The sequence below is a fragment of the Sphingobacterium kitahiroshimense genome (assembly GCF_025961315.1).
Classification (GTDB): domain Bacteria; phylum Bacteroidota; class Bacteroidia; order Sphingobacteriales; family Sphingobacteriaceae; genus Sphingobacterium; species Sphingobacterium anhuiense.
The window spans coordinates 3,660,372-3,673,557 of sequence record NZ_JAOQNK010000001.1; the positions used below are offsets into that span (position 1 = coordinate 3,660,372).

General features: G+C 40.8%; 6 protein-coding genes, 3 tRNA genes and 3 rRNA genes. 9 read left to right on the forward strand and 3 right to left on the reverse strand.

The annotated features are described in order from the left end of the window. Nucleotides 1–3 precede the first annotated feature (3 nt). From M2265_RS16240 to M2265_RS16260, 5 genes are all read left to right on the forward strand, one after another. Nucleotides 4–80, forward strand: a tRNA-Ile gene (locus M2265_RS16240). A gap of 79 nt (nucleotides 81–159) precedes the next feature. Further along, nucleotides 160–233, forward strand: a tRNA-Ala gene (locus M2265_RS16245). A gap of 263 nt (nucleotides 234–496) precedes the next feature. Continuing rightward, a 23S ribosomal RNA gene (locus M2265_RS16250) occupies nucleotides 497–3,384 on the forward strand. Nucleotides 3,385–3,477: 93 nt separating this feature from the next. After that, a 5S ribosomal RNA gene (gene rrf / locus M2265_RS16255) occupies nucleotides 3,478–3,589 on the forward strand. Nucleotides 3,590–4,596: 1,007 nt separating this feature from the next. Then, nucleotides 4,597–4,670, forward strand: a tRNA-Pro gene (locus tag M2265_RS16260). A 41-nt stretch (nucleotides 4,671–4,711) separates the two neighbouring features. Here M2265_RS16260 and M2265_RS16265 read toward each other — a convergent pair. Further along, nucleotides 4,712–5,359, reverse strand: a complete 648-nt coding sequence (locus M2265_RS16265) for a bifunctional 4-hydroxy-2-oxoglutarate aldolase/2-dehydro-3-deoxy-phosphogluconate aldolase (protein ID WP_132773951.1) — start codon at nucleotides 5,357–5,359, stop codon at nucleotides 4,712–4,714. An 8-nt stretch (nucleotides 5,360–5,367) separates the two neighbouring features. Further along, complete coding sequence (locus M2265_RS16270; RefSeq protein ID WP_132773953.1) at nucleotides 5,368–6,357, reverse strand: sugar kinase; 990 nt, start codon at nucleotides 6,355–6,357, stop codon at nucleotides 5,368–5,370. Nucleotides 6,358–6,518: 161 nt separating this feature from the next. Between M2265_RS16270 and M2265_RS16275 the strand changes: the two genes are divergently transcribed. From M2265_RS16275 to uxaC, 3 genes are read left to right on the forward strand one after another with little or no spacing between them, the layout of a single operon-like run. Continuing rightward, entirely contained in the window at nucleotides 6,519–7,340 is an 822-nt protein-coding gene (locus tag M2265_RS16275) for an SDR family oxidoreductase (RefSeq protein WP_021191081.1), read from the forward strand. 12 nt (nucleotides 7,341–7,352) lie between these two features. Beyond that, entirely contained in the window at nucleotides 7,353–8,513 is a 1,161-nt protein-coding gene (gene uxuA, locus M2265_RS16280) for a mannonate dehydratase (protein WP_132773955.1), read from the forward strand. A gap of 10 nt (nucleotides 8,514–8,523) precedes the next feature. After that, nucleotides 8,524–9,933: a glucuronate isomerase gene (gene uxaC / locus M2265_RS16285; protein WP_021191082.1), complete on the forward strand. Its 1,410-nt coding sequence runs from the start codon at nucleotides 8,524–8,526 to the stop codon at nucleotides 9,931–9,933. Nucleotides 9,934–9,955: 22 nt separating this feature from the next. On the opposite strand, the gene M2265_RS16290 is transcribed toward uxaC, so the two are convergent. Next, nucleotides 9,956–10,981: a LacI family DNA-binding transcriptional regulator gene (locus M2265_RS16290; RefSeq protein ID WP_021191083.1), complete on the reverse strand. Its 1,026-nt coding sequence runs from the start codon at nucleotides 10,979–10,981 to the stop codon at nucleotides 9,956–9,958. Between the two features lie 625 nt (nucleotides 10,982–11,606). Here M2265_RS16290 and M2265_RS16295 point away from each other — a divergent pair. Further along, a 16S ribosomal RNA gene (locus M2265_RS16295) occupies nucleotides 11,607–13,136 on the forward strand. Nucleotides 13,137–13,186: the final 50 nt, after the last annotated feature.

Here is a 13,186-nt window from a genome sequence, read left to right on the forward strand (position 1 = left end):
GCTAGTCCCGTAGCTCAGTTGGTTAGAGCACTACACTGATAATGTAGGGGTCAGCAGTTCAAATCTGCTCGGGACTACCATCTAGATTTGAGATGACAGATATGAGATCTGAGACGTAAAGTCTGCTTTCTCTGTTCCGGAATCTATAATCTACACCACGGGGAATTAGCTCAGCTGGCTAGAGCACCTGCCTTGCACGCAGGGGGTCATCGGTTCGACTCCGATATTCTCCACATCCTTAGACGTGGGACACAGGATAAGAGACATTAGACACTTTATAGTTTCTGATATCTCAGATCTGATATCTCCGATCTAAAAGAAGAGTTCTTTGACATATTGAAAGAAAAAAAATTACAAGAGAAGACAACAGTAGAGACAATACTGTGATGTGCTCGATGTATTATGAAGACCCTCGGTCAAGGCCGAACGGATTAATGCGTAGCATCACGGTTATATATCAAAAAGCAACCCATAGTAGCAAAAGGGCTATGAGGTGAAGAAAGTAAATAAGGGCACACGGGGGATGCCTAGGCTCTCAGAGGCGATGAAGGACGTGATAAGCTGCGATAAGCTTCGGGGATTAGCAAATGTGAGTTTGATCCGAAGATTTCCGAATGGGGCAACCTAGCATACTGAAGGTATGTTGTAAAATACGCGAACGCGCTGAACTGAAACATCTAAGTAGGCGTAGGAGAAGAAAATAATAATGATTTCCCAAGTAGTGGCGAGCGAACGGGAAAGAGCCCAAACCAATAATGTTACGGCATTGTTGGGGTTGTAGGGCTGCGATGTGGCATTAGCAAACAGAAGTGGAATGGGATGGGAAGCCCAGCGATACACGGTGATAGCCCTGTACACGTATAGAATGCTAGCCTAGCAGTACCCTGAGTACCGCGGGGTCGGAGACGCCCTGTGGGAATCTGTCAGCACCATCTGATAAGGCTAAATACTCCTGAGAGACCGATAGTGAACTAGTACCGTGAGGGAAAGGTGAAAAGAACCTCGAACAGAGGAGTGAAAAGAACCTGAAACCGTGTGCTTACAAGCGGTCGGAGCTGGCAGGTCCAGTGACGGCGTGCCTTTTGCATAATGAGCCTACGAGTTACTCTTGTCTGGCAAGGTTAAGTGGTTCAGCCACGCAGCCGAAGCGAAAGCGAGTCTTAATAGGGCGCATAGTCAGATGAGGTAGACGCGAAACCTTGTGATCTACCCTTGGGCAGGTTGAAGTTGCAGTAACATGTAATGGAGGACCGAACCGATAAACGTTGAAAAGTTTCCGGATGACCTGAGGGTAGGGGTGAAAGGCTAATCAAACTGGGAAATAGCTCGTACTCCCCGAAATGTTTTTAGGAACAGCGTCGGCATGGAGTCTTATAGAGGTAGAGCTACCGATTGGGTGCGGGGGAGTCAAATCCTACCAAATCCAGACGAACTCCGAATGCTATAAGATATGGCCGGCAGTGAGGCTTTGGGTGCTAAGGTCCAAGGCCGAGAGGGAAAGAACCCAGACCATCAGCTAAGGTCCCTAAATATACGCTAAGTTGAACTAACGAGGTCCGACTGCACAGACAGCTAGGATGTTGGCTTGGAAGCAGCCATTCATTTAAAGAGTGCGTAACAGCTCACTAGTCGAGCGGTCGGGCGTGGATAATAAACGGGCATCAAGTGTATTACCGAAGCTATGGATTCATGCATTATGTGTATGTCTGGTAGGGGAGCATTCTATTTACGGAGAAGCGGTCTGGTAATGGGCCGTGGAGTTGATAGAAAAGCAAATGTAGGCATAAGTAACGATAAGGCGGGTGAGAAACCCGCCCACCGAAAGACTAAGGTTTCCTGATCAACGCTAATCGGATCAGGGTTAGTCGGGGCCTAAGGCGCATCCGAAGGGAGTAAGCCGATGGACAACTGGTTAATATTCCAGTACTTTTTATAACTGCGATGTGGTGACGGAGTAGTGACACTGCCGCGGACTGACGGAATAGTTCGTTAAAAGGCGTAGGTATAGGGACGGTAGGCAAATCCGCCGACCCTGCTGAAACCCAATAGTACAGCAAAGCTTCGGCGGCGCTGATAGAGCAGGTAAACAGACTTCCAAGAAAACCCGCTAAGCTTCAGGTTATAAAAACCCGTACCGTAAACCGACACAGGTAGTCGAGGAGAGAATCCTAAGGTGCTCGAGTGAATCATGGCTAAGGAACTCGGCAAAATGGCCCTGTAACTTCGGGAGAAGGGGCGCTTCCTCCAGCGATGGAGAAGCCGCAGTGAAAAGGCCCAGGCGACTGTTTAACAAAAACATATGGCTTTGCAAAATCGAAAGATGAAGTATAAGGCCTGACACCTGCCCGGTGCTGGAAGGTTAAGAGGGGATGTCATCGCAAGAGAAGCATTGAATCGAAGCCCCAGTAAACGGCGGCCGTAACTATAACGGTCCTAAGGTAGCGAAATTCCTTGTCGGGTAAGTTCCGACCTGCACGAATGGTGTAACGATCTGGGCGCTGTCTCAGCCATGAGCTCGGTGAAATTGTGGTATCGGTGAAGACGCCGATTACCCGCAACGGGACGGAAAGACCCCATGCACCTTCACTATAGCTTAACATTGAAATTGGGTACAGGATGTGTAGGATAGGCGGGAGATGTTGAAGTGGCTTCGCCAGGAGTCATGGAATCAACCTTGAAATACCGCCCTTTCTGTATTCGGTTTCTAACTCGGTTATGCCGAGGACATTGTTTGGTGGGTAGTTTGACTGGGGTGGTCGCCTCCAAAAAGGTAACGGAGGCTTTCAAAGGTAAGCTCAGTACGCTTGGTAACCGTACGAGGAGTGCAATGGCATAAGCTTGCTTGACTGTGAGACCAACAAGTCGAACAGGGTCGAAAGACGGACATAGTGATCCGGTGGTTCTGTATGGAAGGGCCATCGCTCAAAGGATAAAAGGTACGCTGGGGATAACAGGCTGATCTCCCCCAAGAGCTCATATCGACGGGGAGGTTTGGCACCTCGATGTCGGCTCGTCACATCCTGGGGCTGGAGAAGGTCCCAAGGGTTGGGCTGTTCGCCCATTAAAGTGGCACGCGAGCTGGGTTCAGAACGTCGCGAGACAGTTCGGTCCCTATCTGTTGTGGGCGTTGGAAGTTTGAGTGGATCTGTCCTTAGTACGAGAGGACCGGGATGGACTGACCGCTGGTAAACCAGTTATGCCGCCAGGTGTACGGCTGGGTAGCTACGTCGGGAATAGATAAGCGCTGAAAGCATCTAAGTGCGAAACTAGCCACGAGATGAGACTTCCTTATAGGGCCGTAGTAGACTACTACGTTGATAGGTTGCAGGTGTAAAGGTAGAAATACCATAGCTGAGCAATACTAATCACCCGAAGCTTTCTCAAGCAACGCAAACACTGTTGTCTTCCTCTTTTAGTTTTTCTTTCAATTGTCTATAGATAATGCTTTTTATAGAGCATATATCACATAAAAACATTTTAGGTGCCTATATCGGCGGTGTCTACCTCTTCCCATTCCGAACAGAGAAGTCAAGCCCGCCAGAGCCGATGGTATTGCCGTAACAGGTGGGAGAGTAGGTCGGTGCCTTTTTTTATACAGAAGCCTTTGCTATACAGCAGAGGCTTTTTTGTGTTTATACCTTTTTATGCTGTGAACAGGGCTATTCCTGTTCTTTCGGTAGCTTCTACTGGCCCGTCATGTTTATCATTTAACCTATTCAGCTTTCATATCCTCTTTTTATCTGACAAGCATACTTTCACTATATCTTCCGATATCTAATTTTTGACACTTTTAAACAGTTAAAGTACTTTTATGTTTTTCTCTAAATAATCGGATTATTTCATTGGTCTAACTTGCTTCTTTAAGAACTCATTAATTAGAGGTGTAATCTTGAATATTTCAATAAATAAAAATTTAGTAAATGATTGTTCATTTCTAAAGAATATATAAAATGTTAATTGTAAGGTACTTGCAGTCCTTCTGAGAATTTATTGCCTTTAGAATTTAAGCTACTCATGTAGTTGTGTCTGTTGAAAATGGATTTACAAGCCTGAAAATTGATCGAAATTCAACCTAGATTTTAAAATTAATTAGCTCAAATATATGGTTGCTACTTATTGTATAATTCAGAAATCAGGCTATTGGAGATAAGTAGGATTTCTGAATGAGTGCAAATCGGCGAGGTATACAATTAGTTTTAAAACTAGAGATAGCACATCTATTCAGGATAAATGGGAACAAGTGAACGTAAATCTCTTTTCAACTAATCAAAAATATTGATATTTATTACATAGTTTAAAGGTTTATATTTACTTATTTTTGTTTTTTTTTGAAATCAATTTAAGCATTTGTAATAGTGAATGGACTGATAAAAGCTATTCTTTAGAGAAGAAACATGTTCTAAGAAATTATCGATTTAGACCATGGAGAGGAAGATTATCTTATAAATCACCTTAAATATGAGATTGTTTTTTTGGTTAATTGAAATTTATTTGTCAGCTAATCAGTCTTTTATTGTGTAAAGTGAAAAATAAATTTGACATTACTAATATTCGCTGTATATTTGCATCACAATAAAACAAAAGGTGATACCTTTTCGGGGTGTAGCGTAGCCCGGTATCGCGCCTCGTTTGGGACGAGGAGGTCGTAGGTTCGAATCCTGCCACCCCGACAAAAAAAGCTCTAACGAAAGTTAGAGCTTTTTTTATTTTTCTATTTTAAGCTTTCAATATACTGAAAAGCTTTTTGTAATCTATTTTCAATATAATTATTTTCTTCTGATTCTGTCGGGCCATTAAATAACTTTGATCCCATACCTACTGCTGATACTCCAGCTTGGAACCACGCTAACAGATTTTCTTCATCTAATGATACACCACCTGTAGGCATAAATTTCAATGATTGAAATAGAGGCTTGATACCTTTCAAAAAATTTGCTCCTAAGGCATCACCGGGGAAAAGTTTTACTAATGGTGCACCTAATTCTTCAGCAACTGAAATTTCAGTGGGAGTCATGCAACCCGGTATCCAAAGTATATTATTTTTTAAGGTCACATCTGCAATTTCTGCTTTCACAATAGGACTAACAATAAATTCTGCTCCTATATTTATGAAATCTAGAGCTTGTTGCTTCGTTTTAATGGTTCCAATTCCTAGCTTTAAATCTTTGAAATTGTCATCGCGGTATTTAAGCAGAGCCTTAAAGTTGTTATGCGCTTCAGGACCTCTATTGACAAATTCGAAAACGCGAACTCCACCATTATAACATGATGTTAAAATGGCAATACATTGGTCAATATCGTCATGATAGTAGACGGGGATAATGGGAGAACTTTCAATCTTGGATAGGATAGTATGCATGTTGATTATTATAAATTGATGAAATCACCTTTGTTAAATAGTTTTTTGAATCCGAGTTGGGTCGCAGTGTCTATAATTTCTTGAGCAGACTTACCTTCATAAATAGCAGCAATTAGACCTCCCATAAAGGCGTCTCCGCTACCAATACGATCAATTAAGTCATTTGTCTCTAAAATAGTACTTATTTTATTTTCTGCAGGGCTATGATATGTACCGTAAAATAGATTATGTTTAGGGTTGTCCATAAATCTAAACGTATTAGCGATATGTTTGCATTTCGGATATTTTTCAAATATTTCTTGAGCAACTAAACTGGAATAGTCGAAATATTCGCTGCAAGAGGTATTTTTGACCAACTGCTCATGAATAGAAGTTCCAAGCATTTTGTGTTCAGCCCAAATATTTCCCATAATAACATCGCAATATGAAACTAATGTAGGCATAATATCTAGAGGCTGTTTTCCATATTGCCATAACCTACTTCTATAATTGAGGTCGACAGATATGGTGATTTTCTTTTCTTGCGCTATTTTCAATGCTGTTAGCATGAGCTGTGCTAATTCCTCGTTTAATGCAGGTGTTAAGGCTGTCCAATGAAACCATGAACAGTCGGTAAATAGTTCATCCCAATCAATATCTTCCGCTTTAAGTGTGGAAAATGACGAGTACTTACGATCGTATATTACCTCTCCGCTTGTTAAACCATTTGCCGATTGCAATATGTAAGAACCTAAGCGTTCGCCACCAAATATAAACTTGGAGGTATCGACGTTTTTGTGATTGAGTGTGTTTAAAATCTCCTTGGTTAAAGAGTGATCAGGAGCAACAGACACGTAAGTAGTCGGTATTGATAGCGAGGCAAGAGCAACAGCAACGTTCGCTTCTGATCCTCCTGGATAGGAATAGACTACCGATTGGTCATCATTAAAGAAATATTCATCTTTTGCTTGTAATCTATAAAGAATCTCTCCGAAGCAAAGGACTGTGTTTTTATCCATAAGTTATTAGTTTACTTTTCGAAAGTAGTATAAATAATTGTATTTCTGTATTGATTGTGTCTATAATTTCGAAAACGTTTGAGTAAATAAAGTTATAAGGATGTTTCTTTAGGAATTAATTATTTCATAAAATTGGTAACTTTAAATCTAACAATTATAAAATGGGGATATTGGATAAATTTTCATTGAACAATCACGTTGTTGTGGTTACCGGTGCAACTGGAGTTCTAGGAAAATCTTTTGTAGATGCTTTGGCTGAAGCTGGTGCAAAGGTTGCAGTACTGGGTAGGAATAAAGAAAAACTCCAAGAACGAGTCCAGGCTATTGAGGCGAAAGGTGCTGAGGCATTAGCAATACAAGTAGATGTTTTGAACGAAGAGGACGTGATAAGGGCTAAGGATGAAATAATAGCGAAATGGGGTACGATTGACGGTTTGGTCAATGCCGCTGGCGGTAATATTGCTGGAGCAACAATAAAGCCTGAACAAAATCTTTTTGACCATGATATAAGAGATACGCTGAAAGCAATTGAGCTTAATTTGAATGGAACAATTATTCCGACACATATTTTTGGACGTGTAATAGCTGAATCTGGTAAGGGTTCTATTGTTAATATTTCCTCACTTGCAGCAAGTAGACCATTAACTAGAGTTTTGGGGTATACGGTTGCAAAACACGGTGTAGATGGCTACACGAAATGGATGTCTGTTGAATTAGCTTTACGATACGGTGATAAGGTACGTGTCAATGCAATTGCACCAGGGGTATTTTTAACAGAGCAAAATCGAAATCTACTGATAAACCCCGATGGTACATATTCCGACCGGGCGCAGAAATTTATTAATGCGATGCCTTATCAACGTTTAGGAGAGCCAGATGAACTAAAGGGAACTTTAGTCTACTTATTAAGTGATGCTTCTGCTTTGGTTACTGGTGAAACGATTTTTGTTGATGGCGGGTTTAACGCATGGTGTGGGGTTTAATAAATTTAAGGTATGAAGAAACTTGAACAAACTTGGAGATGGTATGGGCCTAATGATCCCGTTTCCTTGGATGATATAAGACAAGCTGGTGCGACAGGTATTGTAACGGCATTGCACCATATTGCCCATGGCGATGTTTGGCCTGTCGAAGATATTTTAGAACGTAAAAGAATTATTGAAGATAGTGGATTAGTCTGGTCGGTCGTAGAGAGTCTTCCAGTGCATGAGGCGATAAAAACAGGAAGCAATGATGCCGCATATTATATTGAAAACTATGTGATGTCTTTGGAGAATTTAGCGAAATGTGGAATTCAGATCATTACTTATAATTTCATGCCTGTTTTAGATTGGACCAGAACACAATTAGATCTATTGATGAAAGATGGTTCAAAAGCTTTGTATTTTGATTGGATTGATCTTGCCGTATTTGATATTCATATTCTAAAGCGAATAGATGCAGTCAAGGATTATACAACAGTGATGTTGGAAGGAGTTGAAAAAAAAATTTCTTCTTATTCACAGCAAGATCTTGATGCGTTAGAACAAGTTGTTTTGATGGGAATCCCTGGAGAAAATGATATTACACTACAGGACCTGAATAACAGCATTGCTGTGTATGGTCAGCTTGGTCGAACGGGATTATTAAATAATTTGCTTCATTTCCTGTCATCGATAAGTGACGTTTGTGAACGGGAGGGGATTAAAATGACTATACATCCCGATGATCCGCCATATCCAATTTTAGGTCTTCCACGTATTGTGAGCAATCAATCTGATCTGGTAGCAATACTTGAAGGTGTTAATAAGCCGTTTAATGGCATTTGCTTTTGCACAGGTTCTCTTGGTGCTAGTCAGTCGAATGATGTTGCATCCATTTTGGACGCTGTTAAAGAAAGAGTTTACTTTTCGCATCTGAGAAATGTAAAGAAAGACACTTTAGGAAGTTTCTTTGAAGCTGATCATTTAGATGGTGATGTAAATATGTATGCTGTGATGAAAATTTTGATCACTGAAAATCAAAATCGAATCAGACCTATTTCCTTTAGACCTGACCATGGTCATCAAATGTTGGATGATCTAAATAAGAAGACGAATCCTGGATATTCTGCAATTGGTCGTTTGAGAGGGCTCGCAGAACTCAGGGGATTAGAATATGGAATTTTAGGTCAATAAACAAAAAAGAATGTCAGATTTTATCAATCATAATTTTATACTGCAATCGGATATTGCACAACAGCTATATCATAATTATGCAAAAGATCTTCCTATTATAGATTACCATAATCATCTTCCCCCTGATCAGATTAGCAATAATCATCAGTTTGACAATCTTGCTCAAATTTGGCTCTATGGTGACCATTACAAATGGCGTGCTATGCGAACTTTGGGAGTTGAAGAGAAATATATTACAGGAGAAGCTTCTGATTTTGAAAAATTTCAAAAATGGTCGGAGATTGTGCCTCAAACATTGAGAAATCCGCTGTATCATTGGACACATATGGAGCTTAAGAATCCATTTGGAATTAACAAATTCCTCAACATTCAAAGTTCACATGCTATTTATGAACAAACAAGGGAACAATTGAAGGAACCGAGTTTTAGTACTCAGGGACTTTTGAACCATTTTAATGTTGAGATGGTGGGAACAACTGATGATCCAATTGATAGTCTGGAATTTCATAAGGCTTTAAGTTTAAATACTGAATTTAACACAAAAGTACTTCCGACGTTTCGCCCAGATAAGGTTTTTCAGTTATCGAAAGGAGATGTATTTAGAGCTTATGTGCAAAAACTATCCGATGTGAGCGGAATAAAAATACACCACTTGGATTCTTTATTAGAAGCACTTGATGAACGAATTAATTATTTTGACTCTTTGGGTTGTGTGGCTTCAGATCATGGGTTGAAATATCTGCCTAAAAAAGGGGCATTTAATTTAGCGGAAGTGAATTCTACTTTTATTCGCGTGATCAATGGAGATGATACTGGAGTTTTGGAAGTGGAAGATAGCTTTGTTTTTTATGTTTTAAGTGAATTATGCTCAAAGTACCATGCAAAAAATTGGGCGCAGCAATTTCATTTAGGTCCGTTGCGTGATACAAATAAAGGGAAGCTGACAATTTTGGGTGCTGATACGGGATATGATTCTATTGGGGACTACCCTCAAGCTGATCGTATGGCAGATTTTTTTAATTATCTCGATACGAAGGATCAATTGGCCAAGACAATCATATATAATGTTAATCCTGCTGATAATGCTGTTTTTGGTTCAATGATCGGTAATTTTCAGGGCGGGAATATGAAGGGAAAAATTCAATTTGGTTCAGGATGGTGGTATCAGGATCAGTTGGATGGTATGACAGAACAGATAAATGCACTTTCTAATTATGGTTTGATCAGTTGTTTTATTGGGATGTTAACCGATTCGCGAAGCTTCTTGTCTTATTCTCGACACGAATATTTTAGAAGATTGCTTGCTAATATTTTTGCAGAAGATATCATCAAGGGGTACCTTCCGCATGATGTCGATATGATTGGAAAGGTTATAGCGGATATTTGTTATCACAATGCGGTTGCCTATTTTAAAAAGTAAAAAAGCTAACTGAGGTGCAAAATCAAGTCAAAAGACTTGATTTTCTTATTTCCAGGGTAGTTTCTAGTTCGATTGTTTCAAAATCGTTATGTGATGGACGCTTAATAAGATAAATGAGTTTTTTCATTGCAGTATGTCCGATTTCACTTGCAGGCTGTTTGATTCTGCTCAATGCAGGGTTGAGTGACGTTGGAATAGAAATATTAGAAAAGCCAATAACAGCGATTTCTTCTGGAACCTTAATCCCGAGTTCTGCTAGAATTCCGAGTGTTCTTGTGGTGATGACATCGGTAGCTCCAAAAATTGCATTTAGCTTATGTTCTGTGTTTAGTGTTTTTTGTATGGCGCTTTTGATTTGTTTATCAAGTATTGCGGTATCTTGAATATTACATTCAATAAAGTAATAGGGCTTTAGTGGAATTTCAAATTCTCTTAAAGCTTCTTTATATCCGTTTAATCTGTCTTTGGAAACACCTAATTGGTGTCCTGTAATATGAAGGATATTTGTACGTCCTTGTTCGAGGAGGTGTTTGGTAGCTTTATAAGCCCCGTCGAAATTGTTGGCACCGACTTTATCCGTTTTTAATTGATTGACTGTTCTATCAAAAATAACGATTGGTTTTCCGTTTTCTTGTAATTCTTTCAATAAACTCAGATTCGATGATTCGCTGACTGGTGAAATCAAAAGTCCGTCAATACCTCTCGAGTTTAAAACTTCAATACAGGATTTCTCAACCTGTATATCTTCTCTGCTCTGCATAATGATGATATCAAAGCCTGTTTCTATAGATGCTTTTTGAATTCCGTCTAGTATTTCTGCTATAAATGTATTATTAATCGCGCATACAATGACACCGATAGTATTTGTTTTCCCGATTTTAAGACTTTGTGCCACTTTATTAACGCTAAAATTCATTTTTGTAGCGTAGTCCTGAACAACCTTTTTGGTCTTCTCACTAATTTCATAACTATCTGATAAAGCTTTGGAAACTGTTGAGATTGATATATTCAATGCTTTAGAGATATCTTTTAAGGTAGTTTTAGCCATTTTGATTACTAATTTTGGTTATTGTAGATGTATAAAGATATTTATAAATATGATATATCACTAAACAATCTACAGAATCGACAATCGATTTTGAGCAGAGATTATACATTTTCTATTAATTATATGTTTAACCATAAATTTATCGGTCAGGTTATAAGCTGTTTACCGGTTCACGGCAAACTATTTCCGGAAAAGATTAGGAAGTGATTATAAAAAGGTGCTATCTTTGCACCACTCCGCAAGGGAGGAACGGCTGATCCGAAAGGGGAGGCACTGAAAAAAGAAGGGTTTAATTCAGGTTAAACGCAGAAACAGCAGGAAAACAAAAAAAATAAATTTTCACATTTATTTTGGAGAAACCAAAAAGATTTCTACCTTTGCAGTCCCAACGGAAACGAAGGGAAACGGAAACAAGATCGATAACGGCGCAATGCCGACATCATACAGGCCGAAGCGAGATGCGGAAGCGAGAGAAGTTCTTTAAAAATATAATCATGTAACGTAACGAGTAGTGTTGAGAAACAACGAAAGTTAAAAAAATCAACCTGTTCAATTTTAGAATTAGAAATTAAAATACAAGACAATTCTATTTATTATAAATAGTCTTGATCTTACACTTCATTTTACAATGGAGAGTTTGATCCTGGCTCAGGATGAACGCTAGCGGCAGGCCTAATACATGCAAGTCGGACGGGATTCAGGGAGTAGCTTGCTACGAACTGATGAGAGTGGCGCACGGGTGCGTAACGCGTGAGCAACCTACCCATATCAGGGGGATAGCCTCTCGAAAGAGAGATTAACACCGCATAACATCATTAACCGGCATCGGATTATGATCAAATATTTATAGGATATGGATGGGCTCGCGTGACATTAGCTAGTTGGAGAGGTAACGGCTCACCAAGGCTACGATGTCTAGGGGCTCTGAGAGGAGAATCCCCCACACTGGTACTGAGACACGGACCAGACTCCTACGGGAGGCAGCAGTAAGGAATATTGGTCAATGGAGGCAACTCTGAACCAGCCATGCCGCGTGCAGGATGACTGCCCTATGGGTTGTAAACTGCTTTTGTCAGGGAATAAACCTTTCTACGTGTAGGAAGCTGAATGTACCTGAAGAATAAGGATCGGCTAACTCCGTGCCAGCAGCCGCGGTAATACGGAGGATCCAAGCGTTATCCGGATTTATTGGGTTTAAAGGGTGCGTAGGCGGTCCTATAAGTCAGTGGTGAAAGACGGCAGCTTAACTGTCGCAGTGCCTTTGATACTGTAGGACTTGAATCTATTTGAAGTGGGCGGAATAAGACAAGTAGCGGTGAAATGCATAGATATGTCTTAGAACTCCGATTGCGAAGGCAGCTCACTAAGTTAGTATTGACGCTGATGCACGAAAGCGTGGGGATCAAACAGGATTAGATACCCTGGTAGTCCACGCCCTAAACGATGATAACTCGATGTTTGCGATACACAGTAAGCGTCCAAGCGAAAGCGTTAAGTTATCCACCTGGGGAGTACGGTCGCAAGATTGAAACTCAAAGGAATTGACGGGGGCCCGCACAAGCGGAGGAGCATGTGGTTTAATTCGATGATACGCGAGGAACCTTACCCGGGCTTGAAAGTTAGTGAATGATCCAGAGACGGATCAGTCCTTCGGGACACGAAACTAGGTGCTGCATGGCTGTCGTCAGCTCGTGCCGTGAGGTGTTGGGTTAAGTCCCGCAACGAGCGCAACCCCTATGTTTAGTTGCCAGCACATAATGGTGGGGACTCTAAACAGACTGCCAGCGTAAGCTGTGAGGAAGGTGGGGACGACGTCAAGTCATCATGGCCCTTACGTCCGGGGCTACACACGTGCTACAATGGACGGTACAGCGGGCAGCTACATAGCAATATGATGCTAATCTCTAAAAGCCGTTCACAGTTCGGATTGAGGTCTGCAACTCGACCTCATGAAGTTGGATTCGCTAGTAATCGCGTATCAGCAATGACGCGGTGAATACGTTCCCGGGCCTTGTACACACCGCCCGTCAAGCCATGAAAGTTGGGGGTACCTAAAGCATGTAACCGCAAGGAGCGTGTTAGGGTAAAACCGATAATTGGGGCTAAGTCGTAACAAGGTAGCCGTACCGGAAGGTGCGGCTGGAATACCTCCTTTCTAGAGCATTCGGAATTGAAGCTCGTTACGGATACACATGATTTATATAA